Below are 24,715 nucleotides of genomic sequence, written 5' to 3'. Positions count from 1 at the left end.
GCCGCAGCTGTTGTGACCACAAGCATAAGCAAGGCTTCGAGCAGTCACGACACCGGGTGGTCGTCTAGAAGGAATACTAGCGCACCCTTCCCAATCTCACCAACGGACCCGAAGATCACTCATCATCGAGGTCAGAGAGACGCCTAGCGGGTGCATGGTGGTACCGGGTGAGGCTGGATCCGAGTCCGTTTGTTCGCTCGCAAGGCGGAAGGGCTTCCAGATCCCGGTGTTGGATCTGGGAGCCCGACAACGCAGCGAGCGGGCAAACGGGCCGGAGCCAGACCTTCCGGTACCACCACGCACCCGCTAGCTCGGGCCGGCGACGATCACGGCGCCGTCCGCTACGTCCAGGCGCAGGGCCCGGAAACCGGACGATTCCTCCGGGATCGGCGACTCGGCGGTCGCCAGGGCGATGACCGTCGGTCCCGCTCCCGATACCGCCGCCGCAATCCCGGCTGAACGCAATTCCCTCAACAAGTGCATGCTCTGCGGCATTCCCTTGGCCCGATACGACTGGTGAAGTCGGTCATCGGTCGCCTCGAACAGGCGGGAGGGCTTGCGCGTGATCGCGTCGACCAGCAGCGCGGCCCGGGAGAGGTTGAACACCGCGTCGGCGTACGGCACCTTCTCCGGCAGCGCGGCCCGGGCCGCGGCCGTCAGGCCCTTGACCTCGGGCACGAACACCCAAGGGCGCACGCGGGGAGAGACTTCGAGACTGACCGCCGACGCGCCGTCCTCTGTGGTGTAGGCGATGGTGAAGCCGCCCAGGAGGCACGGGGCCACATTGTCCGGATGCCCCTCGATCTCGCTGGCCAGCGCCAGTTTCTCGCCGCGGCTCATGCGGCTTTCGGCGAGATCGTCGGCGAGCATGATGCCGGCCACGATCGCGGCCGAGGAGGAGCCGAGTCCGCGGGCGTGCGGGATGCGGTTGCGGCACTTCAGGTGCAGGCCGGGGGCGGGCACGCCGAGGTGGTCGAAGGTGCGCAGCATGGTGGCGGCGACGAGGTGCCGTTCGTCGGTGGCGACGGTCTCGGCGCCTTCGCCGTCCACTTCGACGCTGACGCCGGAGGGGGTCCTGGCGGCGGTGACCTCGTCGTACAGGTCGAGGGCGAGGCCGAGCGAGTCGAAGCCGGGTCCGAGATTCGCGGAGGTCGCGGGAACCCGAACGGTGGCGCTGGTTCCCATCGCCTAGAGACCCAGGGCGGTCGCGGTCTGGACCACGTCCACGGGGACGGTCTGCGGCTGCGGGGCGGTCGAGACGGCCCAGTCGGGGTCCTTGAGGCCGTTGCCGGTCACGGTGCAGACGATCGTCTGTCCCTTGTCGACCCATCCGGCCTCGGCCTGCTTGAGCAGTCCGGCGACCGAGGCGGCGGAGGCGAGTTCGACGAACACGCCCTCGTGGCGGGCCAGGAGCATGTAGGCGGAGTGGATCTCGCGGTCGGTGGCGGCGATGATGTCGCCGTTCGACTCCTGCTTGGCGTCGAGGGCCTTGGTCCAGGAGGCGGGATTGCCGATGCGGATGGCGGTGGCGATGGTCTGCGGGTGCTCCACGACGTGGCCGTTGACGATCGGCGCGGCCCCGGCGGCCTGGACGCCGAGCATGCGGGGCAGCTTGGTGATGTTGCCGGCCTTGTGGTCCTCGTTGTAGCCGAGCCAGTAGGCGGTGATGTTGCCGGCGTTGCCGACGGGCAGGACGTGGATGTCGGGGGCGTCGCCGAGGACGGCGGCGACCTCGAACGCGGCGGTCTTCTGGCCCTGGATCCGGTTGGGGTTGATGTGGTTGACCAGCGTGACCGGGTAGTCCTGGGAGAGCTTGTCCGCGATGGTGAGGCAGTCGTCGAAGTTGCCGTCGAGCTGGAGGAGTTTGGCGCCGTGGACGAGGGCCTGGGCGAGTTTGCCGAGCGCGATCTTCCCCGCGGGGACGAGCACGGCGCAGGTGATGCCGGCCCGGGCGGCGTAGGCGGCGGCCGAGGCCGACGTATTGCCGGTGGAGGCGCAGATGACGGCCTTGGAACCGGCCTCGACGGCCTTGGAGACGGCCATGGTCATGCCGCGGTCCTTGAAGGAGCCGGTCGGGTTGAGGCCCTCGATCTTGAGGTAGACGTCGCAGCCGGTCTTCTCAGACAGGATGGGAGCCGGGAGCAGCGGCGTGCCGCCCTCCTGGAGGGTGACGACCGGGGTGGCATCGGTGACCGGAAGCCGGTCTCTGAACTCTTCAATCAGACCGCGCCACCCCGGGCGCATTGCGCTTTCGGACATGTCGTCCTATTCTCCTTCGACTCGCATGACGCTGGCGACTTGGTGCACCGACGTCAGTTGCGACAGTTCCTCTACGGTGTCCGACAATTGCTGATCCGCCGCGATGTGGGTGACCAGGACGAGCTTGGCCTCATCACCCTGCCCGGACTGATGCACGGTGGCGAGGCTGACGCCGTGGTGGGCGAAGGTGGCCGCCACTCGGGCGAGCACGCCCGGCTCGTCGACCACGTCGAGGCTGACGTGGTAGCGGGTGCGGGCCTCGCCGATGGGTTTCACCGGCAGGTCCGAGTAGGCGGCCTCGGGCGGGAAGGCAGTGATGCCGCCGCGCTTGTTGCGGGCCACGGCGACGATGTCGCCGAGCACGGCGGAGGCGGTCTCGGTGCCGCCGGCGCCGGCGCCGTAGAACATGAGGCGCCCGGCGGACTCGGCCTCGACGAATACGGCGTTGTAGGCGCCGTCGACGTTGGCGAGCGGGTGGGTCGCGGGGATCATCGCGGGGTGGACGCGCACGGAGACGCCGTCCTCTTCGCGGGTGGCGATGCACAGCAGCTTGACGACGCGGCCCTCGGAGGCGGCGGAGGCGATGTCCGAGGCCTTGAGGTCGCGGATGCCTTCGCGGTAGACCTCACCCAGGTCCACGTGGGTGTGGAAGGCGAGGGAGGCGATGAGCGCGGCCTTGGCGGCGGCGTCGAAGCCGTCGATGTCGGCGGTCGGATCGGCCTCGGCATAGCCCAGGTCGGTGGCCTCGGCGAGCGCCTCGGAGAAGGACGCGCCGGTGCGCGACATCTGCGAGCAGATGTAGTTGGTGGTGCCGTTGACGATGCCGAGGACGCGGTTGATCTTGTCGCCGTGCAGCGATTCGCGCAGCGGACGCATGAGCGGGATGGCCGCCGCGGCGGCGGCCTCGTAGTACAGGTCGGCGCCGCCGGCCTTCGCGGCGGCGGACAGGGCGGGCCCGTCCTCGGCCAGGAGGGCCTTGTTGGCGGTGACCACGGACTTGCCCTCGGCGAGGGCGGTGGCGATCCAGGTGCGGGCGGGCTCGATGCCGCCGGCGACCTCCACGACGAGGTCGACGTCGTCGCGTTTGATCAGTCCGAGCGCATCGGTGGTGAACAGCGACGGGTCGACCGGCAGGTGCGAGCGGTCGCGGTCGAGGCGCCGCACCGCGATCCCGGCGATCTCGATCGGTTCACCTACTCGGGCGGCCAGGTCGTCCCCGCGCATTCGCATGAGGCGCACGACTTCACTGCCGACGGTGCCGCATCCGAGTAGCGCGAGTTTCATCGCTGGTTACCTTCCGAGAGTTGGTGTTAGCCGACGTCGAGACGCAGGAGGTCATCGACCGTTTCACGGGCCAGGATCACCCGCGCCTCGCCGTTCCTGACGGCGACGACCGGCGGGCGGGGCACGTGGTTGTAGTTCGAGCCCATTGACCGGCAGTAGGCGCCGGTTCCCGGCACCGCGAGCAGGTCGCCGGGGGCGACGTCGGCTGGTAGGAACTCATCTTTAACAACAATGTCGCCCGCTTCGCAATGCTTTCCCACTACTCGGGCCAGTGCCGGTGCGGCCGCGGAGGAACGCGAGGCGATCGTGGCCGAGTAGGTGGCGTCGTAGAGCGCGGAGCGGATGTTGTCGCTCATGCCCCCGTCGACCGACACGTACAGGCGCGAGGCGCCCACCGAGGAGAGGGTGACGGGCTTGACGGTGCCGACCTCGTAGAGGGTGAACACGGCCGGGCCGATGAGGGTGCGGCCGGGTTCGATGGACAACCGCGGGGTGTCGATGCCGGCGGCGGCGCATTCCTCGGCGACGATCTTGCCCAGCGAGGCGGCGATGTCGGCGGGCGGCTGCGGGTCGTCCTGGCTGGTGTAGGCCATGCCGAAGCCGCCGCCGAGGTCCATCTCGGGGATGGAGACGCCCAGGTCGGTCTGGAGCTTCGCGTGCAGGCGGACGACGCGGGCGGCGGAGACCTCGAACGCGGCGGTGTCGAAGATCTGGGAGCCGATGTGCGAGTGCAGCCCGATCAGTTCGAGGTGCTCGGCGGCGATGACGCGGCGGGCGGCCTCGTAGGCGTGGCCGCCGGTGAGGGAGAAGCCGAACTTCTGGTCCTCGTGGGCGGTGGCGATGTACTCGTGGGTGTGGGCCTCGACGCCGACATTGACGCGGACCATCACCTTGGCCCGCTTGCCCAGGGCCGCGCTGATCTCTTCGAGCCGCGCGATCTCGGTGTAGGAGTCGGCGACGATGCGACCCAGGTCGAGTTCGACGGCCTGGCGCAGTTCGGCGACGGACTTGTTGTTGCCGTGGAGGCCGAGCCGGGCCGGCTCCACCCCGGCGGCCAGCGCGACGGCGAGTTCCCCGGCGGAGCAGACGTCGACGTTCAGGCCCTCCTCCACGGCGGCCCGCAGGACCGCTTTGGAGCAGAAGGCCTTGGCGGCGTAGTAGACGTCGGCGCCGTCGAAGGCCTCGGTCCAGGCCCGGCAGCGGGCGCGGAAGTCGTCCTCGTCGAGCACGTAGGCGGGGGTGCCGAACTCGGCGGCGAGTCTCTCGACCGAGATGCCGCCGATGTGGAGGACCCCGTCGTCGGATCGTTCGACATTGCTCGCCCACAGCTCCGGGTGCAGGGCGTTGACGTCGTCGGGCACGCCGAGCCAGCCGGGGCGCAGCGTGTAGAAGTCGAAGTCGCCGTGCAGTGCGCCGGCTTCGTGGATCCGCATTACATCCGCTCCGGGGCTGAGACGCCGAGCATGGCGAGCGAGTTGGCGATGACGACGCGGGTCGCGTCGGCCAGCCACAGCCGGGCCCGGCCCGTCTCGGTGAACTCCTCGTCCGGATAGGGCAGGATGCGGCAGTCGTGCTGGAAGCGGTGGTAGGCCGCGGCCAGGTCCTCGGCGTAGCGGGCGACGCGGTGCGGCTCGCGGAGGTCGGCGGCGGCGGCGACCACGGCCGGGAACTCCGCCAACGCCAGCGCCAGATCGACCTCCCTGGGGTGGGTCAACAGCGACGCGTCGTAGGCGCCGCCGCGTTCGGCGCTCCGCTCGGCGGCGTTGCGCAGCACTCCGGAGATGCGGGCGTGCGCGTACTGCACGTAATAGACCGGGTTGTCGCTGGAATGCTTCGTCCACAGGTCGATGTCGAGGTCGATCGTGGAGTCCGCGGAGTAGCGGGTGAGGGCGTAGCGGGTGGCGTCGATGCCGACCGCGTCGACGATGTCGTTGAGCGTCACGACGTTTCCGGCCCGTTTGGACAGCCGGATCGGCTCGCCGTCGCGCAGGAGGTTGACGAACTGGCCGATGAGGATCTCCATGGTGCCCGGTTCGTCGCCGAATGCCTGGCTGATCGCCTGCATCCGGCCGACGTAGCCGTGGTGGTCGGCGCCGAGCATGAACACGAGCTTGCCGAATCCGCGCTCGCGCTTGTCGAGGTAGTAGGCACAGTCCGAGGCGAAGTAGGTCCAGGCGCCCTTGGAGTTCTTGAGGACGCGGTCCTTGTCGTCGCCGAAGGTGGTGGTGCGCAGCCAGGTCGCCCCGTCGGCCTCGTAGACGTGGCCGAGCTTGGCGAGCCGGTCCACCGCCACTTCGAGCTCGCCCTTGTCGTGGAGGCTCTTCTCGGAGAAGAACACGTCGAAGTGGGTGCCGAAGTCGGCCAGGGTGGCTTTGATGTCGTCGAGCATCAGCTCCAGGCCGACGGTGCGGAAGATGTCGAGCGCATCGTCTGCTTCGAGCGCTTCGGGCCGGCGCTTCAGCACGTCGGCGGCGATCTCGTCGATGTAGGCGCCGACGTAGCCGTTCTCGGGAGTCGGCTCGTCTTTGGCGCGGGCCAGCAGCGAGGCGGCGAAGTGGTCGATCTGGGCGCCGGCGTCGTTGACGTAGTACTCAGAGGTCACTTTCGCGCCGGAAGCGCGCATGACACGGGCGAGCGCATCGCCCATGGCCGCCCAACGGGTGCCGCCGGCGTGGATCGGCCCGGTGGGGTTCGCCGACACGAACTCCAGGTTCGCGTTGACGCCCTCCATCGAGGTGTTGTACCCGTAAGCGGTCCCGGCGGCGATGACCCGTCCGGCGATCTCGCCGGCGGCGGCCGCGTCGAGGGTGATGTTCAGGAAGCCGGGGCCGGCGATGTCGGCCTTGGAGACGCCGTCGGTCTCGGCGAGCTTCGCGGCGATGCCCGCGGCGAGCTCGCGCGGGTTCGCGCCGGCCTTCTTCGCCACCTGCAGAGCGATATTGGAGGCGTAGTCCCCGTGCTCGGGGTTTCGGGGTCGCTCCACGGCCGTCTTATCGGGCAGCACAGCGGTGTCGAGGCCGAGGTCGGCGAACACCGTGCGCGTTGCGGACAGCACTTTCTCTGCGAGCGTCTCAGGAGTCACCCCGCAATCCTAGACGTAGCTCCGAGACACTCGCGACCGATAAAGCCCTGTGTGACCAGCCTGAAGTAGAGTCACTGGCGACCCGGCCCCGACTGGAAGGGCAGTGCCATGCACCCGCTTCGTCACCGTCTCACCGCACTCGCCTCCGTCGCCGCGCTCGCGACGCTCGGCTTCGGATGCAGCCAGCCCGATCCCGAACCCGAGAACGGCGAAGCCGCCGAGGAGTCGACGGCCGCCCAGAGCACACCGGGCGAGACCGTCGAGATCGACGGGGTCGAGAACTTCTACGGCGAGCACGGCGACTACGTGACCGCGATCGCGGCGATCAATGCGGGCGACATCACCGCCGAAGACCTCGAATACCCGTTCGTGGTGCAGCAGGACCACGTCGACGCCTCCGGCAGCACCGAGCCGCCGACGTACGAGATGAGCCCCCCGGCCGGCGGGAACCACCTGAGCGTCTGGCAGACCTGCACCGGCTCGGTGTACGACGGCCCGGTCGCGGACGGCAATGCCGTGCACTCGATGGAGCACGGCGCGGTGTGGCTGACCTACGACCCGGAACTGGTCGACGCCGCCGGAGTTGCGGCGCTGGCGGAGCAGATCGGGGACCGCGACTACAGCCTCATGAGCCCCTACCCCGGCCAGGGCGTGGCGGTGTCGCTCCAGTCGTGGGGCAACCGGTACCAGACCGAGGACGTCGCCGATCCGAACATCGAGGCCTACCTGGACGCGTACATCCTCAACCCGGCCTTCAACCCCGAGCCGAACGCGACGTGCGAGGGCGGGCTCGTCACCACCGTCGAGGCTTAGATGGGCGCACGCTCCTGGGCGGGCCCGCGACCGGCGGGTCCGTCCGATTCGGCCCCGCGCGCACAGTGATGTGGACCGCTCTCATAATTCCCGACAAGTCGACCCGGTATGGTGGCGTACGCGAGAGGAATTCGCTCGACGGTGTCGGACCTTCCTCCCGTAACCATCCCGAAGTCGACGAATAAGGCTCCCAGCGAACATGGCACCCAAGAAGAAGCAGTCTCCTTCCAAGGGCTCGGCCTTCAATGGCTCGGCCTCCGGCGCTGGCCGCAAGGGCCGCGCCGTCCAGGTCAAGCAGCCCAAGCCGTGGGGCCTGATCCTCACCTTCTCCGGCGTCGGCGTCGTGGCACTCGGCCTCATCGCCGCCGCCGTGTTCGTCGTGTGGGACCGCAGCCAGCCCCCAGAGGGCGTCACGGACTTCTACGGCGAATACGGCAGCTACCAGGAGGCCCAGCAGGCGATCGATGACGGCGACGTCACCGCCGAGGACCTGAAGAACCCCTGGGTCATGCAGCAGAACCACGTCGACGCCGACGAGGCCTGGGACGGCACTCCTCCGACTTACGAGATCGCCCCGCCCGCCGGCGGCAACCACCTCAGCCAGTGGCAGACCTGCACCGGCTCGGTCTACGCCGGGGCCATCGTCGACGGCAACGCCGTCCACTCGCTGGAGCACGGCGCGGTGTGGCTGACCTACGACCCCGCGCTGGTGGACGGCGACGGGATCGAGCAGCTGACCGGCCTGATCGAGGGCCGCGACTACAGCTTCATGAGCCCCTACCCCGAGCAGGGCAAGGCCGTTTCAGTGCAGGCGTGGGGCGTCCAGTACCAGACCGACGACCTGAACGACCCCAAGATCGAGGAGTTCCTCAACTTCTACGTCCAGAACGGCGACAACCTCGCCGAGATGAACGCGACCTGCGAGGGCGGCGTCACCACGACGGCCGAGGAAGCCGCTGCGGCAGCGCAGCAGCAGGGCGGCGGAATGGACCCCTCGCAGATGAGCGAGGAAGAGCTTGCTGAGATGATGGAGCAGATGGAAGGCCAGTCCGGCAGCGGGGAGTAGCTCTGATGAATCGCCTGTGGCGCAGTCCGGCGCTGCTCGTGGCCGTGGCGGCCGTGCTCATGCTCGGCGCCGGCCTCGTGGTCGGCTGGGTGGCGGGCACGGCGAGTCCGGGGAACGACTCGGCCGAGGCCGGCTTCGCCCGCGACATGCAGACCCACCATCAGCAGGCCGTCGCGATGGCCATGCACGAGTGGGAGGTCGGCGAGGACGAGGCGATGCGCGCCATCGCCTACGACATCGCCACCGCCCAGAGCGCCGAGATCGGGATGATGCGCTCCTGGCTGAACGAGTGGGACGTGCAGATGAGCGCCAGCGAGCCGATGGCCTGGGCGGGCGACGAGCACGTCCACGACCTGGAGCAGTCGGGCCAGATGGCCGGGATGGCCACCGATGAGGAGATGACCGAGTTCAGATCCCTCACCGGGCGCGAGGCCGACATCATGTTCGGCGAACTCATGATCGCCCACCACATTGGCGGGATCGACATGGCCGAGACGCTGATCGACTTGAGCGACAACGACACCGTGGTCGGCGCGGCCCAGAACATGGTGACCGTCCAAAAGGCCGATATCACCAATATGGAGGGCCATCTCGCCCGGATCGAATCCGAATCCGGCGGCGAGGAATAGAGGCCTTCGATGAGCCACGGGTGGGGCCCGAGCTACGGCCATCCTTCTCACCCGACCACGGGTGAACTGCCCGAGGTCGGTGACGGCGTCCGCGGCACCGGCGAACGCCGGACCGTCCAAGTCGACGCCGATGCCAATGCGAACCTGCGCAGAGCCCCGGCCGATCCGGATCGGGTCTGGAGCCCCTCGACCTCGCAGCGCACCCACAGCGAACCCCGACCGGCCTGGGGGCCGAGCGCGCCCTCGAACGGCTGGGAAAATCCCAACCCGGCTGCCCCGCAAGCCGACCCGTACAGCGGCGCGCAGCAGCCCCCGTACGGCGGACAGCCGAGTGACCAATACGGCGCACCGCAGAACCCATACGCCGCACCGAAGAGCGAACCGTATAGCGGCCCGCAAACTGGTCCGCTCGGCGACCCGCAAAGCGAACCGAACGGCGGACCGAACGCGGGCCGCCGGTCCCGCGGCGACGACACGGCTCAATTCGCCCGCGTGGGCGACGGCATGCGCGGCTCGGTCGGCCCGATCACGGTCCAGATCGACCAGGTGAACGTCAACGGCCTCACCGGCGAGACGCAGCTACTCCCCCGCACCGCGCCTCCGGTGGAGGAGAAGGCGGATCTGCCCCCGGCGGTCGAATCACGCCAGAGCGAACTGTCGCGGAACATGCCCGCGCGGCGCAAGCAGATGGGACCGGACTGGACCCACATGCCGTTGCGGTTGCTGGCGGCCACGGTGGTGGCGCTGGCGGTGCTCGGCGCCTCGGCGGCCAGCCTCATCTCGATCGCGGAGTGGATCAACCCGTAATCCCCCGGGCGCGGTGCCCGCGCCTCGCGACGACGCGGCCCGCGGCCGCGCCGCTGACCGGATCTTCGAACCTCGGAGTGGTCGTAGCGATCCCAGTGTCGGTCCCGTGCCCCACCATGAAGTGGAGCGAAGGGAGCATCGAATGCCGACATGGGATGACGTCGTGGCGATCGCGCAGCGGTTTCCGCAGGTCGAGGAGGGCACTCACTGGAACACGCCGTCGCTGCGGGTGGGGGGCAAGTTCTTCGCGCGCCTGCGGTCCGAGGCGGAGGGCGGGCTGGCGATCGCCTGCGATCCGAGTGAGAAAGAGGCCCTGCTCGCGGAGGGCGACCCGGCGTTCTACACGACGCCGCACTACGACGGCTACGCGATGATCCTGATCGACCTGGACAAGATCAAGGTCCGGCGCCTGGAAGAGATCGTGGAGGACGCCTGGTTCCTCAAGGCCCCGGCCAGAGTCCGCAAGGCCTACGAGGCCGCCGGCGAATGACCGGCAAAGGCGACGAATCCCGTTATTTCGTAAAATATCCGGCCCAAGGGACCCCTGGACGCAAGTGTATGCCGATGGTGTGACAAGTTCGGGGGGCCGGAGCGATGCTCCGGCCCCCCGAAAATGCAAGCTTCTCTCAGACGATGATGCCGGCGCCCACGGTGCGGTTGTCGGATTCATCGATGATGATGAACCCGCCGGTCTCGCGGTTGCGACGGTAGTCGTCGCACAGCAGCGGCTTGGTCGTCCGCAGCGTCACGCGCCCGATCTCGTTGAGCTTCAACTCGTTCGCCGACTCGTCACGGTGCAGCGTGTTCACGTCGAGCTGGTACTGGACGTCCTTCACGACCGCTCGCACGTCGGCCGTGGTGTGCTTGATTGCGTACTTGCCGCGCAGCCGCAGCGGCCGCGCCTCATCCATCCAGCAGACCATCGCCTCGATGTCCTGCGACACGCGTGGCTGGTTGCCCGGGCGGCACAGCATGTCGCCGCGCGACACGTCGAGCTCGTCCTCGAGACGCACGGTGACGCTGAGCGGCGGGAAGGCCTCGTCAAGCGGGCCGTCGGCGGTCTCGATCGAGGCGATCCGCGAGGTGAAACCGCTCGGCAGCACCATGACCTCGTCGCCGGGCTTCATGACGCCCGAGGCGATCTGGCCGGCGTAGCCGCGGTAGTCGTGCAGGTCGGACGAGTGCGGCCGGATCACGTGCTGGACCGGGAAACGCACGTCCACCAGGTTGCGGTCCGAAGCGATGTGGACCTTCTCCAGGTGGTGGAGCAGGCTCGGGCCCTGATACCAGTCCATGTGCTCGGAGCGGTTGACGACGTTGTCGCCCTTGAGCGCCGAGATCGGGATGACCGTCAGGTCGGGGACTTCGAGCTTGGTCGCGAAGGAGCAGAACTCCTTCTCGATCTGCTTGAAGACCTCCTCGTCGTAGTCGACTAGGTCCATCTTGTTGACGCACAGCACCACGTGCGGGACCCGCAGCAGCGAGCACAGGAACGCGTGGCGCCGGGACTGCTCGACCAGGCCCTTGCGGGCGTCGACCAGGATCAGCGCCAGGTCGGCGGTCGAAGCGCCGGTGACCATGTTGCGGGTGTACTGGATGTGCCCGGGGGTGTCGGCGATGATGAACTTGCGGTGTGGCGTCGCGAAGTAGCGGTAGGCCACGTCGATCGTGATGCCCTGCTCGCGCTCGGAACGCAGTCCGTCGGTGAGCAGCGCCAGGTCGGTGTACTCGTCACCGCGTCCGGCGCTGACGGCCTCGACGGCGTCCCACTGGTCCTCGAACAGCGTCTTCGTGTCGTACAGCAGGCGCCCGATGAGGGTGGACTTGCCGTCGTCGACGCTGCCGGCGGTGGCGAAGCGCAGCAGCTCGGTGGCTTCCTCGTCGGCCTCGGGAGTCAAGGTGGCGGCGTCCGTCATTAGAAGTAGCCTTCCCGTTTGCGGTCTTCCATCGCGGCCTCGGAGGTCTTGTCGTCGCCCCGGGTCGCGCCGCGCTCGGTGATGCGGGTCGCGGCGACCTCGACGATGATCTGGTCGACGGTGGTCGCGTCGGAGCGGACCCCGGCGGTCAGGTTCGCGTCGCCGACGGTGCGGTAGCGGACCTTCTCGGTGAAGACCTGCTCGCCGTCCCTCGGGGTGATGAACTCGTTGACGGCGTAGAGCATGCCGTCGCGCTCGACGACCTCGCGCTCGGCGGCGAAGTACACGTCGGGGAGCTCGATGTCCTGCTCGCCGATGTAGCGCCACACGTCCAGCTCGGTCCAGTTCGACAGCGGGAACACGCGGATCTGCTCGCCCGGGTGGACCCGGCCGTTGTACAGGTTCCACAGTTCGGGGCGCTGGTTCTTGGGGTCCCACTGGCCGAAGTCGTCGCGGAAGGAGAACACGCGCTCCTTGGCGCGGGCCTTCTCTTCGTCGCGGCGGGCGCCGCCGAAGAGCGCGTCGAACTGGTACTTCTCGGCGGCCTCGAGCAGCACCGGGGTCTGGATCCGGTTGCGGGTCCCGTCCGGCGGCTCGGTGACCATGCCGCGGTCGATCGCGTCCTGCACGGAGGCGACCAGGAGCTGGACGCCTGTCTCGGCGACTCTTCGGTCGCGGTAGTCGATGACCTCGGCGAAGTTCTGCCCGGTGTCGACGTGCATGACCGGGAAGGGCACCGGCGCGGGCGCGAACGCCTTCTGCGCCAGGTGGAGCATGACGATGGAGTCCTTGCCCCCGGAGAAGAGCAGTACTGGGCGCTGACAGGTGGCTGCGACCTCACGGAAGATGAAGATCGCCTCGGCCTCCAGCGCGGCGAGATGGCTGATGCGGTAGTCGCTCACCGGCGCAGTACTCCTCTCAGCTCGACCCCGTTCGGGGTGGGTTCGTTTCTCATCGGGTCCGGTCGGAACCGGTCGGTCAGTGCGTTTCGGCGATGGCCTTTAGCGCGGGCCCGGCCAGGTCGGGGCGGCAGACCAGGAGGTCCGGCAGGTACGGGTCGGCGTTGTTGTACCGCAGCGGAGCGCCGTCGATCCGCGAGGCGTGCCAGTCCGAGGCGAGGGCCACCGCCACTGGTGCGGCGGAGTCCCACTCGAACTGCCCGCCGGAGTGCACATAAGCATCCACTGTACCGGCGACGACGGCCATGACCTTGGCGCCGGCGGAGCCCATCGGGACGAGTTCGGCGCCGATGGCCGCCGCGACGGCCTCGGCCTCGGCCGGGGGCCTGGTGCGGGACACGGCGATCCGGGGCTTCCCGGCGCGGGCTTCGGGGACCTCGTAAAGCGCGTCGGTGCGCAACGTCACACCCTCTGCGGGGAGGGCGACGGCCGCGGCGGTGAGGCCGAGGCCCCGCTGCCACAGGGCGACGTGCACGGCCCAGTCGTCGCGTCCTGCTTCGGAGTACTCGCGGGTGCCGTCGAGCGGGTCGATGATCCAGACCCGGTCGGCGTCGAGGCGGGCGGTGCCGACGCGGCCCTGCTCGCCCTTGCCCTCCTCGGAGAGCACGGCGTCGCCGGGGCGCTCGGCCGCGAGGCGGCCGAGCAGGTAGTCGTCGGCCCGGCGGTCCCCGGCGGCCTTGAGCGCCTTGGGGTCGTCGAAGCCGAGTTCGTCCCTGAGCTCGAGGAGCAGTTCCCCCGCACCGTGGGCCAGTTCGGCGGCGAACCCCACGTCGTAGGCGTCGGCGGCCTGGGGCGTGGCGGTGGGGGCTCCGGTCGCGGATGCGGAGCCAGGGGCGTCATGCATGCCGGTCAGTCTACGCTGCGTCCCAATTGCGTCCAAATGCTGGGCCAGAAAATCCCGCGAAATGGGAGCAACTCGCGGGTTCGTCACGGTGCTCCTCCCTCACGCTGTCGGACCCTCGAGTCACTGTCGCACCGCCAATTCATGGCTCGCGAGCTTCGCCAGGAGCGGGGGCGCTTGGTCGCCGACACACCCGGCCCCGTGGGACAGCGCGTCAGTACGCCCCCTGCGGGCGCAGGATCGCGCTCACGGTGCGCAGCAGGATCACGAAGTCCAACGACAGCGTCCAGTGCTCGACGTAGCGCAGGTCCAGACGGACCGCTTCCTCCCACGGGAGGTCGGAGCGGCCGGAGACCTGCCACAGCCCGGTCATGCCGGGCTTGACGACCAGGCGGCGGCGCATGTCCGCCTCGTAGGCGGCGACCTCCACGGCCAGCGGCGGGCGCGGCCCGACCAGGCTCATGTCGCCTCGCAGCACGTTCACCAGCTGCGGGAACTCATCGATGGAGAAGCGGCGCAGGTACTTCCCGATCGGGGTGATCCGCGGGTCGTCCTTCATCTTGAACAGCACGCCGTCGGTCTCGTTGAGGTGCTGGAGGTGCGAGAGCCGCCGCTCCGCATCGGTGTACATCGTGCGGAACTTCCAGATGGTGAACGGCTGGCCGTTCTTGCCGATCCGTTCCTGCTTGAACACCGCCGGGCCGGGCGAGGTGCAGCGAATGAGGAACGCCGCGGTCAGCAGCAGCGGCGAGAGCGCCAGCAGGAGCGCGGCGGCGCCGATGCGGTCGACGGTCTCCTTCGCGAAGCGGCGCACGCCGGTCAGGTTGGCGTGGTCGAGGTGCAGCATCGGAAGGCCGTCGACCGGGCGGACGGTGGTGCGGTCCCCGGCGACGTCGACCAGTGCCGAGGCGACGATGAGGTCGACCTCGCTGCGCTCCAGTTTCCAGGCGAGGCGCCGCAGTGCGGTACCGTCGATCTCGGGGCAGGACAGGACGATCACGGTGTCGGCCCGCTCGACGGCGACGGCCTCGGCGATCCGGTCGAAGCTCCCCCGCACCCGGGTGTTGAACTCCAGCAATGCACCTTGGGGGCGCTCGGTCGGAAGACAGGCGGCGACCACCTTCATGCCGTGGTAGTGCTCGCGCCGCAACTGCACGATCAGCGCCGCCACGGTGGACTCGTGGCCGACTAGGACCACGCGCTTCATGCACCTGCCGCGCTTGCGCATCCGGTGCAGCCACTTGCGCCAGACGAAACGCCCGGCGATGGAGATTGATGCGGCCGTGGGAATGGCGATGAGGACGAATACCCGCGAAGTGGGCAGTTCAAGGCCGTAGGAGACGAGTGCGACGGCCGCGGTGAGGGCGATCGCGGCGTTGACCACGCGCTGGTATTCCTCGGTGCCGACGAACAGGTAGCGGCTTTCGAAGGCCCGCGAGAGGCCGAGCACGGCGATCCATACGGCGGGCAGGGCGATCAGGCTGAGGGCGTAGACCCGGCTGTGGTCGTCGAGGTGTCCGAAGCGGGCGAAGAACGCCACGGCCGCACCGAAGAACGCGGCGAAGACATCGCCCGCGATGATCCCGGCGAAGTATTTGCGCTGCCAGGCGGGCGGGGCGCTGTACTTGCGCCCCAAGGGATTGATCGAGTAGACGTGCCCTAGCCGATCGGACTGCCGGACGTCCTCTTGTGCCTCAACAACTGTCACAATCGATCTAACGAACGAGGAAACGAAGAGTGACGGCCAGATTACTGTGTGACGTCGACCATGCTGGGGACCGTGGAGGCGGTGACCCCCGACCGCATTGGGCGCTACATCCGAGGAGGGTTGGGCCCCTTGCCGAAAGGGGGCTCGACGCCGGTCCTATTTGACGTTGAAGGTGTTCTGCGCGGCCTCGACGCCTTTTTCGATGACGGCCTCGACCGCGTCCGCCGCCAGTTCGATATTGAGGTCGAGATCGGCGCGCTCGGCCTTGGCGAAGTCCTTGAGGACGAAGTCGGCGGCGTCCTGGCGGCCGGGCGGACGCCCGACCCCGAAGCGCACGCGCGCGTAGTCCTTGGTGCCCAGCACCTTCGACAGCGAGCGCAGGCCGTTGTGGCCGCCCTCGCCGCCGCCGCGCTTGATGCGCAGCTGCCCGTAGGGGATGTCGAGCTCGTCGTGGACGGCGATGACCGACTCGGGTTCGATCCCGAAGTACTGGGCCAGGGGCCCGACGGCCTCGCCCGAGAGGTTCATGAACGTCAGGGGCTTGACGAGGAGCAGGCGAGGCCCGCCTACCCCCAAGCGAGCCTCGCAGACTTCGGCGCGGACCTTGCGGGCCACGGCGAAACGGCCGCCGACGCGCCGGGCAAGCGCGTCGACGACCATGAATCCGACATTGTGACGGTTCGCGGCGTACTTCGGCCCGGGGTTGCCCAGGCCGGCGACCAGCGTCGTCGAGTCGTCGGTCATGTCAATATGTTCCGCTGTTACTCGGCAGCGGGGGTTTCGCCCTCGGCCGCTTCGGCCTCGGTTTCGGCGGCGGCTTCGGCGCGCGGCACGGTCACGGAGGCCAGGACGGTCTCCGGGTCGGTGACCAGCACGGTGCCCTCGGGGAGGACGACTTCGCCGGCGGTGCGCTGGGCGCCCACGGCCAGTCCTTCGAGGGAGACCTCGAGGGATTCGGGTATCGCGGTGGCTTCAGCCTCGACGGTCAGCGAGTCGTGCTCGTGGACGACCAGGCCGCCCTTCTCGACTTCGCCGGTCCAGCTGATGTAGACATCGGTGGTGATCTTCTCGCCGCGACGCACGATGATGAGGTCGGCGTGGACGATGTGATCCTTGAGCGCGTCGCGCTGGATGTCCTTGGGGATGACCAGCTCGCGGCTCCCGTCGGTTACTTGGACCTCGATGAGCTGGTTCAGGCCGCCCTTGCGGAGGACTGCGGCGAGCTCAAGCCCGGGAAGGGAGATGTGGCGCGGCTTCTCACCGTGGCCATAGACCACTGCCGGGACCTTTCCGGCCCGGCGAGTACGGCGCGCGCCGCCCTTCCCGAAGTCAGTGCGTGGCTCTGCGCTGATACGAACTTCGGACACGGAAATACTCCCCTGGTTCTCAAGAATAATTTCTAGCGGCGCTCGACGCTCACGTCGGCATTCAGAAGGGCACGCAGCCCTGAAAAAGACCTACGCCTCTGCGTCGATTACGGCGTCCGTTCGAGGACGCCCTCGCCGTCGGCAACCCCACCAGCCTACTACGGCTGGGGCGGGCCGATCGACACGGGCGTCGATGTGTGATTTAGGAGAGGCCGCCGAAGAGCGTGGTGACGGAGCCGTCGTTGAAGACTTCCCAGATGGCCTTGGCGACCAGCGGTGCGATCGACAGTACGGTGATCTTGTCGAGCTCGGCGACCTGCTTCGGCAGCGGCAGCGTATTGGTGACGATGACCTCGGAGACCGGGGCGGCGGCGAGCCGCTCGGCGGCCGGGTCGGACATGATCCCGTGCGTCGTGGCGATGACGATGTCGTCGACGCCCGCCTGCTTGAGCATCTCCGCGGCCGAGACGATCGTCCCGGCCGTGTCGATCATGTCGTCGATGAGCAGGCAGGTGCGGCCCTCGACGTCGCCGACCACCTTGTGCGCGACCACCTGGTTGGGCTTGAGCGGGTCGCGGGTCTTGTGCACGAACGCGATCGGGCAGCCGCCGAGGCGGTCGGACCAGCGCTCGGCCAGGCGGACCCGGCCGGTGTCGGGAGAGACGATCGCCATCTGGCGGTCGGCGTACTTCTCCTCGACGTAGCGGGCCAGGGTGCCCATCGCGAACAGGTGGTCCACCGGTCCGTCGAAGAAGCCCTGGATCTGCGCGGTGTGCAGGTCGACAGTGAGGATGCGGTCGGCGCCGGCGGTCTTGAGCATGTCGGCCATGAGACGGGCCGAAATGGGCTCGCGGCCGCGGTGCTTCTTGTCCTGACGCGCGTAAGGGTAGAACGGGAGCACCACGGTGATGCGCTTCGCGGAGCCGCGCTTGAGCGCGTCGATCATGATGAGGGTCTCCATGACCCACTCGTTGATCGGCGCGGGCATCGATTGGACGACGAAGGCGTCGCAGCCGCGCACGGACTCTTGATATCGGACGAAGAGCTCGCCGTTGGCGAAGGAGTAAGCGCTCATCGGTGTCGGTGCGACCCCGAGGTGCTTGCCGATCTCCTCGGCCAGTTCCGGGTAACCGCGCCCGGAGAACAGCATGAGCATCTTGGAGTTGACAGCGGACATGCTCGCCATGGCGATGGATCCCCCATAGGTCGTCACCGGAACCTCGACGCTCCCAGTCTCCCCTGTGCGAACAGCCGGTGCGCACCGACGGGGGTATTAAATGTGCGGTTACTCTCCCGCAACGCTGTCCTCAACCGTTGCTCGCCTCGCGGCCTCGTCGGTGAACGTACCGGGGCGATTCGCCGCAACCCAGCCGTCCTTGTTCGCCTGGCGCCCTCGCGCGATGGCGAGCTGGCCGGGAGCCACGTCCTCGGTGATGGTCGATCCGGCGGCGACGTAGGTGCCGTCGCCCACGTTCACGGGCGCGACGAGGGTCGAATTGCAGCCGATGAAGACGCCCTCGCCGATGTCGGTGTGGTGCTTGGACACGCCGTCATAGTTGGCGACGACGACGCCGCAGCCGATATTGGCCTTCGCGCCGACGGTGACGTCACCGAGGTAGGCGAGGTGGTTGGCCTTCGCGCCGGGACCAACTTCGACGTTCTTGGTCTCCACGAACGCCCCGATCTTGGAGCCCTCGGCGAGCTTGGAGGCCGGGCGCAGGTGGGCGAACGGGCCGACCGTCGCGCCATTGCCGATGGTGGCCTGGTCGGCGTGGCTGCGGATGACGCGGGCGCCGGCCTCGACGATGGTGTCGGTCAGGGTCGTGTCGGGGCCGATCTCGGCGCCCGAGTCCACGGCGGTGGCGCCCTTGAGCTGGCATCCGGGGTGGATGAGCACGTCGGGGGCGACCTGGACGGTGGCGTCGATCCAGGTGGTCTCGGGGTCCTCGAGGGTGACGCCGGACTTCATCAGTTCGGTGTTGATGCGGCCCTGGAGGATGCGACGGAGCCCGGCGAGCTGGGCCCGGTCGTTGCAGCCGAGGGTCTCGGTGGGGTCGTCCACGACGACGGCGCCGATCTGGTGCCCGGCGTTGCGGGCGAGTTCGAGGACGTCGGTGAGGTACTCCTCGCCCTGGTCGTTGGCGGTGGTGAGCTTGGTCAGCTGCTCGCGCAGGACCGCCACGTCGAAGGCGTAGATGCTGGAGTTGACCTCGTGGATCGCCAGTTCGTCGGGATCCGCGTCGCGGTGCTCGACATTGCGCAGGACCGATCCGTCATGGTCGCGCACGATTCGGCCTAGGCCCTGGGGGTCGTCGACGACGGCGGTGAGGACGGTGGCGGAGTTGCCGGCCTTCTCGTGGACCTCGAACAGCTCATTGAGGGTGTCGGGGCGCAGCAGCGGCGTGTCCCCCGCCGCCACCAGCACGGTCCCGACCAGGCTGGGAGTGGCCTCGAGCGCGATGCGCACCGCGTGGCCGGTGCCGAGCTGCTCGGCCTGGAAGACCGTCTCGGCATCGGGGGCGTACTCGTCCAGGTAGGCGGTGACCTGGTCGGCCGCCGCACCGATGACGACAATGCGCCGGTCGGGGCGGATCGCCTTGGTGGCCTTGAGGACGTGTCCCAGAAGCGGCCTGCCCAACAGCTCGTGGAGCATCTTGGGTTTGGTGGATTTCATGCGAGTGCCTAGGCCCGCAGCCAGGATGATCGCCGAACGCTCACTGCTCATGATGGGCAATGCTAGTCCGTGACGAGAGGGTGAACGAGGACGGCCCGGGCCGGTTCATTACCGAATCGTTACGAGGTAAGCGCTGTACTCATCACTCCGATACTTGTGCGACGTACATCACTTGTCATATGTTGCTGACAGCAACAAATATCGGAGGTACCTCTCGTGCTCTACCCCAGAACGACACGCATCCTCAGAACCGCTTTCGCGGCGGCCGGCGCCGCCGCCCTCACCTTCACCCTCGTCGCCTGCGGCGACGACGACAGCGGCGGCGGAGGCGAGACCCCGAAGATCGGGGTCATCCTCCCCGACTCCGCCTCCTCGGACCGGTGGGAGACCGCCGACCGCGTCTACCTGCAAGCCGCCTTCGAGGCCGCCGGCGTCGACTACGACATCCAGAACGCCCAGGGCAGCAAGGAAGACTTCCAGACGATCGCCGACCAGATGCTCACCGGCGGCATCGACGTCCTCCTGACCGTCAACCTCGACTCCGGAACCGGCGCCGCCGTCATCGAGAGCGCCAAGTCCCAGGGCGTGGCCACCATCGACTACGACCGCCTCACCGAAGGCGGCGGGGCCGACTACTACGTCAGCTTCGACAACGAGGCCGTCGGCCGCCTCCAGGGCGAGACCCTCGTCTCGTGCCTCGAAGGCGTCGACAACCCGCTCGTTGCCGAGCTCAACGGTTCCCCCACCGACAACAACGCCACCCTGTTCAAGACCGGCTACGACTCGGTCCTCGACCCGCTCTACGAATCCGGCGACTTCACCAAGAGCGCCGACGAATGGGTGCCCGACTGGGACAACGCCCAGGGCGGCACCATCTTCGACCAGATGCTCACCGACTCCGGCGCCGAGATCGACGGCGTCCTCGCCGCCAACGACGGCCTCGCCCACGCGGTCATCACCGTCCTCGAACGCAACGGCCTCAACGGGACCGTCCAGGTCACCGGCCAGGACGCCACCCTCCAGGGCCTGCAGAACATCCTCGCCGGCGACCAGTGCATGACCGTCTACAAGGCCATCGAGGAGGAGGCCAACGCCGCCGCCGACCTCGCCGTCGCGCTCACCAGCGGCGACAAGCCCACCACCGACGCCACCGTCACCGACCCGGTCACCGAGGCCGACGTGCCCGCCGTCCTCCTCGACCCCGTCGCCATCACCATCGACAACATCCAGGACGTCGTCGACGACGGCTTCGTCGACCCGGTCGAGCTGTGCGCCGGCGACTACGCCGCCGCCTGCGAAGAGCACGGCATCGGGTAGGGCCGACCGTGCTGCTCGAACTCACAGGCGTCTCGAAGCGCTTCGGCCCCGTCGAAGTCCTCTCCGAGGTCGACCTCTCCATTGACGCCGGCGAGGTCTGTGCCCTCGTCGGCGACAACGGGGCCGGCAAGTCCACCCTCGTCAAATGCGTCGCGGGCATCCACGCCATCGACGGCGGCTCCATCGCCGTCGAAGGCGAAGTCCGCGACATCTCCGGCCCCCGCGACGCCGCCGCCCTCGGCATCGAGATCGTCTACCAGGACCTGGCCCTGTGCGACAACCTCGACATCGTCGAGAACCTCTTCCTCGGACGCGAGCGGCGCCGCGGCATCGTCCTCGACGACGACAGCATGGAACAGCTCGCCGCCGAAACCCTCGACTCGCTCGCCGTGCGCACCATCCGCAACCTCCGCCAGAACGTCGCCAGCCTCTCCGGCGGACAGCGCCAGACCGTCGCCATCGCCAAGGCGGTGCTGTGGAACTCACGGCTGGTCATCCTGGACGAGCCGACCGCGGCGCTCGGGGTCGCCCAGACCCGGCAGGTCCTCGAACTCATCCGCCGCCTCGCCGATCAGGGCCTGGCCGTCCTCTACATCAGCCACAACCTCAACGACGTCTTCGCCGTCGCCGACCGGATCGCCGCCCTCTACCTGGGGCGCATGGCGGCCGTGCTCGACGCGGCCGACACCACCCAGTCGCAGGTGGTCGAGCTCATTACCAGCGGCCGGTCCGGCTCGCTGGGGCTCACCGACACGAACGGAGCCCGGACGTGAGCGAGAACCTCGAAACACTCCACGACGCGTCAGAACCGGCCGATGCGACCGCCGCCCCCGGCGCTCCCGATCCGATGGGCGCCGTGGTCGCCCATGTCCGCGGCTATCTCGCGAACGTGCGGTCCGGAGAGGTCGGGGCGCTCCCGGCCGTGGCCGGGATCGTGGCGCTGTGCCTGTTCTTCGGCATGGCCAAGCCTGTGTTCTTCTCGGTGGGGAACCTCGCCAACCTGTTCGGGCAGGGCGCGGCGGTCGTCTGCATCGCGATGGGGCTGGTGTTCGTCCTGATCATCGGCGAGATCGACCTGTCGGCCGGATTCGCCTCCGGGGTGTGCGCGGCGATCATGGCGGTGATCCTGACCGACCTGGGCCTGTCGTGGCCGCTGGCCATCGGGGCGGCCCTGGTCACCGGCACGATCATCGGCCTGACGCTGGGCGCGCTGGTGGTGAAGCTCGGGATTCCCTCGTTCGTGGTGACGCTCGCGGCGTTCCTGGCCTTCCAGGGAATCGCACTCATCATCCTCAAGGAGGGCACCAACATCACCATCCACGACGCGACCGTCAAGGCGATCGCGGGCGGGAACCTGGAGCGCTGGCAGGGGTGGACGCTGCTAGCGATCACCATCGCCGGGTACGGGGCGGTGCAGGTGTCGCGGTGGAGGCGCCGAATCGGCCGTGCACTGGTCCACGAGCCCCTGGCGGTGGTGGTGGCGCGGATCGCGGCGCTCGCCGCACTGCTGAGCGGGACGGTGTTCCTGCTGAACCTAGAGCGGTCGGCCAACCCGCAGATCATCTCGCTCACCGGGGTGCCGGTGGTCGTGGTGATCCTGGGCGTGCTGTTCACGATCTGGTCGTTCATCTTGCACCGCACCAGGTTCGGACGCCACCTCTATGCGGTGGGCGGAAACCGGGAGGCGGCCGTGCGGGCGGGCGTGAACGTGGACCGGGTGCGCATCGCCGCGTTCGTCATCTGCTCCGGAATGGCGGCGGTCGGCGGCGTGGTCGCGGCCTCGCGGGCGGCCTCGGTCGATCCGAACACCGGCGGATCCAATGTGCTCCTGCTTTCGGTCGGAGCCGCCGTCATCGGCGGTGCTAGCCTCTTCGGAGGCAAGGGGACCGTGAGGGCGGCGCTGCTTGGAGGTGCGGTAGTGGCGATCATCAACAACGGCATGGGCCTGATGGGCCTGAGCGCAGGCGTCCGTTTCGGCGTGACGGGGGCCGTGCTGCTGCTCGCGGCCGGCGTCGACGCCGCCTCCCGCGGCCGGGGCGCGATCTTCGGCAGGCACTGACCGGTGGCCCGGCCGGCGACCGAGGAGTTGCGGCGGCGCAATCGCGCCGCTCTGCTCGAACAGCTGCACCGCCACGGGCCCCAGACGCGGGCCGAACTGACCGAAGCCCTGGGCCTCAACCGGTCGACGATCGGGGGCCTGGCGGCGGACCTGTCGGAGTCGGGTCACCTCCAGGAGACGACGGGACGGTCGACCGGTTCGGCCGGCCGTCCCTCGACCCTCGTGGAGTGTGTCGCGAAATCGGTGTCGGTCGCGGCCGTGGAGCTGCGATTCGATCGGGTGCGGTTCGCGCTGACCGGACTCGGTGGTGAGGTCTTGGACCGCGGCGAGCTGCCACTGGAGGCGAGTGCCGGCGCGGACGCGGCCGCCGCCGCGACGGCGTCACTGCTGGACGGCGCGGAGGTCGCCGAGGCGGTGGCGGCAGTGCCGGGCCTGGTCTCGGGCGGGGTCGTCGGGCATTCGAGCGAACTCGGATGGGACGGCACCGACCTCGGTGCGGCGCTGGCGGAGGCGACGGGCCGGAAGTGGCGGGTGACCGATGCGGCCACCGCGGGAGCGGTCGGCGAATGGTCGCGCGGCGACGCTGGCGAGGCCCGCAATCTCATGTACCTGCACGGCGGGCGGGGCCTGACGGCCGGCATAGCGGTCGAGGGCCGGGCCCGGCCAGGCAGTTCGATCCAGTTGGGGCACATCGTGGTCGAACCGGGCGGGCGGGAATGCCGGTGCGGAATGCGCGGGTGCCTGGAGGCGGAGATGGGCGCGTTCGGCTTCACGGAGGCGATCGAGACGACGACCGTCGCGGCCGACCTGGGCGATACGAAGGCACGCGAGGCGCTGCGGCGTTCGGGCCAGTACCTGGGAAGGGCCCTGGGCGCGGTGGTGACGGCGGTGGGCCCGGACGAGATCCTGTTCGGCGGTTGGCTGCGCGAGCTGTACCTGTCGTCGGCGGCGGCGGTGCGCTCGGCGCTGGCGGAGACGACGCTCCCGCAACTGCGATCGGGATTGCGCCTGCGAACACCGGCACTGGGAGCGGAGGGCCCGCTGATCGGCGCGGCCGAAACGGGCTTCGAAGCGATCATCGACGAGATGCGCTGAACCTGAGTAAACGCTGGCCCGCCAGGACTCGAACCTGGAATAACTGAACCAAAATCAGTAGTGTTGCCGATTACACCACGGGCCAATGGCCGCACTCGGCGGCCGGAACAAGGATAGCGCTAGGAGTCCGACCACACGTGCGGGGGCACCTGGGCCCGGATCTTGCGGAGAACGTCCACGCGCGCCAACCGCTCGTCGTGGTCCGCCTCGCCTTCGCGGAAGGTCATGAGCCACGACTCTGCGAACCGCCACCCGAGCTCCCGAACGCGCGGGTCGGTGAGCATCCACTCCATCGTGCGGGCATGCACCACGTCGAATGCGAAGCGGCGGTCGGTCGAGCGAATCCGGAACCGGTCGTTGAAGGCCTGGTTCTCGAACTCGATGTCCTTCACCAGCGCCCGCGTCGCCTTCGTCTCCTCGGCGACGTCGAGCATCGGAACGGGCTTCGGCAGGGGCACCGCGACCACCTGCCAGCGGCGGTACTTCCGCTTCTCGTTCCCCTGGCCTTCCTCGTACTCGAAGATCAGCACGGGTTCTCCACGGTGCTCGCCGCGCAAGACGTTCTGGACCCGCCGGCCCCTGTTCTTGTCGAACGGGTCGAAGCTCACCAGCTCCAGCAGGCCGCCGTCGAACTCGCGATAGGCGAAACCGTGCCGCTCCGCCCAGGCGCGGGCCTTGGCGGCGCGTCTCGCCTTGCGGCGGAAGGTGATGTAGATCAGGGTGCCGCCGATGACGAACGGCAGCAGCAGGCACAGCGGTGCGAAGTCGGAGAGTTCCACCATTCCTCCTATGTTGTGTGTGATATGCCGAAGGCCCGACCCTCCTACGGAGCGCCGGGC

General features: G+C 68.7%; 23 protein-coding genes and 1 tRNA gene. 9 read left to right on the top strand and 15 right to left on the bottom strand.

What is annotated here, in order from left to right; translation table 11 throughout:
- Positions 1-306: 306 nt before the first annotated feature.
- The 5 genes from thrB to argS are packed head-to-tail and all read right to left on the bottom strand — an operon-like array spanning position 307 to position 6,625.
- Positions 307-1,185: a homoserine kinase gene (thrB, locus tag FAB82_RS03800; protein WP_136533213.1), complete on the bottom strand. Its 879-nt coding sequence runs from the start codon at positions 1,183-1,185 to the stop codon at positions 307-309.
- Between the two features lie 3 nt (positions 1,186-1,188).
- The gene (gene thrC, locus FAB82_RS03795; RefSeq protein ID WP_136533290.1) at positions 1,189-2,244 is read right to left on the bottom strand and encodes a threonine synthase; all 1,056 of its coding nucleotides are present in this window, start codon (positions 2,242-2,244) and stop codon (positions 1,189-1,191) included.
- 21 nt (positions 2,245-2,265) lie between these two features.
- Positions 2,266-3,543, bottom strand: a complete 1,278-nt coding sequence (locus FAB82_RS03790) for a homoserine dehydrogenase (RefSeq protein ID WP_136533212.1) — start codon at positions 3,541-3,543, stop codon at positions 2,266-2,268.
- Positions 3,544-3,569: 26 nt separating this feature from the next.
- Positions 3,570-4,976: a diaminopimelate decarboxylase gene (gene lysA, locus FAB82_RS03785; RefSeq protein WP_136533211.1), complete on the bottom strand. Its 1,407-nt coding sequence runs from the start codon at positions 4,974-4,976 to the stop codon at positions 3,570-3,572.
- Complete coding sequence (argS, locus tag FAB82_RS03780) at positions 4,976-6,625, bottom strand: arginine--tRNA ligase (protein WP_136533210.1); 1,650 nt, start codon at positions 6,623-6,625, stop codon at positions 4,976-4,978. Before argS ends, lysA begins: the two co-directional genes overlap by 1 nt.
- 108 nt (positions 6,626-6,733) lie before the next feature.
- On the opposite strand from argS, the gene FAB82_RS03775 reads away from it, so the two are divergent.
- From FAB82_RS03775 to FAB82_RS03755, 5 genes are all read left to right on the top strand, one after another.
- Positions 6,734-7,438 carry a thioredoxin-like domain-containing protein gene (locus tag FAB82_RS03775; protein ID WP_136533209.1) on the top strand — a complete coding sequence of 235 codons (705 nt, stop codon included), beginning with the start codon at positions 6,734-6,736 and terminating at the stop codon, positions 7,436-7,438.
- 199 nt (positions 7,439-7,637) lie between these two features.
- Positions 7,638-8,504, top strand: a complete 867-nt coding sequence (locus tag FAB82_RS03770) for a thioredoxin-like domain-containing protein (RefSeq protein ID WP_136533208.1) — start codon at positions 7,638-7,640, stop codon at positions 8,502-8,504.
- 5 nt (positions 8,505-8,509) lie between these two features.
- Complete coding sequence (locus tag FAB82_RS03765) at positions 8,510-9,133, top strand: DUF305 domain-containing protein (protein ID WP_136533207.1); 624 nt, start codon at positions 8,510-8,512, stop codon at positions 9,131-9,133.
- 9 nt (positions 9,134-9,142) lie between these two features.
- Positions 9,143-9,940: a chromosomal replication initiator protein DnaA gene (locus tag FAB82_RS03760; protein ID WP_136533206.1), complete on the top strand. Its 798-nt coding sequence runs from the start codon at positions 9,143-9,145 to the stop codon at positions 9,938-9,940.
- 142 nt (positions 9,941-10,082) lie between these two features.
- Entirely contained in the window at positions 10,083-10,430 is a 348-nt protein-coding gene (locus FAB82_RS03755) for an MmcQ/YjbR family DNA-binding protein (protein WP_136533205.1), read from the top strand.
- 136 nt (positions 10,431-10,566) lie between these two features.
- Here FAB82_RS03755 and FAB82_RS03750 read toward each other — a convergent pair whose 3' ends face one another.
- The 8 genes from FAB82_RS03750 to glmU all read right to left on the bottom strand — a co-directional run bounded on the left by FAB82_RS03750 (position 10,567) and on the right by glmU (position 19,456).
- Entirely contained in the window at positions 10,567-11,856 is a 1,290-nt protein-coding gene (locus FAB82_RS03750; protein WP_136533204.1) for a sulfate adenylyltransferase subunit 1, read from the bottom strand.
- Complete coding sequence (gene cysD, locus FAB82_RS03745) at positions 11,856-12,758, bottom strand: sulfate adenylyltransferase subunit CysD (protein ID WP_136533203.1); 903 nt, start codon at positions 12,756-12,758, stop codon at positions 11,856-11,858. Before cysD ends, FAB82_RS03750 begins: the two co-directional genes overlap by 1 nt.
- A 76-nt stretch (positions 12,759-12,834) precedes the next feature.
- Positions 12,835-13,659: a 3'(2'),5'-bisphosphate nucleotidase CysQ gene (locus FAB82_RS03740; RefSeq protein WP_136533202.1), complete on the bottom strand. Its 825-nt coding sequence runs from the start codon at positions 13,657-13,659 to the stop codon at positions 12,835-12,837.
- A 211-nt stretch (positions 13,660-13,870) separates the two neighbouring features.
- Positions 13,871-15,364, bottom strand: coding sequence for a sugar transferase (locus FAB82_RS03735; protein ID WP_246039435.1), 1,494 nt, complete (start codon positions 15,362-15,364; stop codon positions 13,871-13,873).
- Between the two features lie 156 nt (positions 15,365-15,520).
- The gene (pth, locus tag FAB82_RS03730; RefSeq protein WP_136533201.1) at positions 15,521-16,108 is read right to left on the bottom strand and encodes an aminoacyl-tRNA hydrolase; all 588 of its coding nucleotides are present in this window, start codon (positions 16,106-16,108) and stop codon (positions 15,521-15,523) included.
- Positions 16,109-16,125: 17 nt separating this feature from the next.
- Positions 16,126-16,731, bottom strand: a complete 606-nt coding sequence (locus tag FAB82_RS03725) for a 50S ribosomal protein L25/general stress protein Ctc (RefSeq protein WP_136533200.1) — start codon at positions 16,729-16,731, stop codon at positions 16,126-16,128.
- A gap of 202 nt (positions 16,732-16,933) precedes the next feature.
- Positions 16,934-17,917 (bottom strand): ribose-phosphate diphosphokinase, encoded by a 984-nt coding sequence (locus FAB82_RS03720; protein ID WP_136533199.1) that lies wholly within the window; start codon positions 17,915-17,917, stop codon positions 16,934-16,936.
- Between the two features lie 99 nt (positions 17,918-18,016).
- Complete coding sequence (glmU, locus tag FAB82_RS03715; protein WP_136533198.1) at positions 18,017-19,456, bottom strand: bifunctional UDP-N-acetylglucosamine diphosphorylase/glucosamine-1-phosphate N-acetyltransferase GlmU; 1,440 nt, start codon at positions 19,454-19,456, stop codon at positions 18,017-18,019.
- A gap of 165 nt (positions 19,457-19,621) precedes the next feature.
- On the opposite strand from glmU, the gene FAB82_RS03710 reads away from it, so the two are divergent.
- From FAB82_RS03710 to FAB82_RS03695, 4 genes are all read left to right on the top strand, one after another.
- Positions 19,622-20,722, top strand: a complete 1,101-nt coding sequence (locus tag FAB82_RS03710) for a sugar ABC transporter substrate-binding protein (protein ID WP_246039433.1) — start codon at positions 19,622-19,624, stop codon at positions 20,720-20,722.
- Between the two features lie 8 nt (positions 20,723-20,730).
- The gene (locus FAB82_RS03705) at positions 20,731-21,495 is read left to right on the top strand and encodes an ATP-binding cassette domain-containing protein (protein ID WP_211116353.1); all 765 of its coding nucleotides are present in this window, start codon (positions 20,731-20,733) and stop codon (positions 21,493-21,495) included.
- Between the two features lie 74 nt (positions 21,496-21,569).
- Positions 21,570-22,781: a sugar ABC transporter permease gene (locus tag FAB82_RS03700; protein WP_136533286.1), complete on the top strand. Its 1,212-nt coding sequence runs from the start codon at positions 21,570-21,572 to the stop codon at positions 22,779-22,781.
- A 3-nt stretch (positions 22,782-22,784) separates the two neighbouring features.
- Positions 22,785-23,876: an ROK family protein gene (locus FAB82_RS03695; protein WP_136533197.1), complete on the top strand. Its 1,092-nt coding sequence runs from the start codon at positions 22,785-22,787 to the stop codon at positions 23,874-23,876.
- A gap of 13 nt (positions 23,877-23,889) precedes the next feature.
- On the opposite strand, the gene FAB82_RS03690 is transcribed toward FAB82_RS03695, so the two are convergent.
- Positions 23,890-23,961 (bottom strand) — tRNA-Gln (locus FAB82_RS03690).
- A gap of 34 nt (positions 23,962-23,995) precedes the next feature.
- Positions 23,996-24,658, bottom strand: a complete 663-nt coding sequence (locus FAB82_RS03685) for a hypothetical protein (RefSeq protein ID WP_136533196.1) — start codon at positions 24,656-24,658, stop codon at positions 23,996-23,998.
- Positions 24,659-24,715: the final 57 nt, after the last annotated feature.

Origin of the sequence: Glycomyces buryatensis (genome assembly GCF_004912275.1) — a bacterium.
GTDB classification, from domain to species: Bacteria; Actinomycetota; Actinomycetes; order Mycobacteriales; family Micromonosporaceae; genus Glycomyces; species Glycomyces buryatensis.
This window is presented reverse-complemented; position numbering and strand designations above follow the sequence as displayed.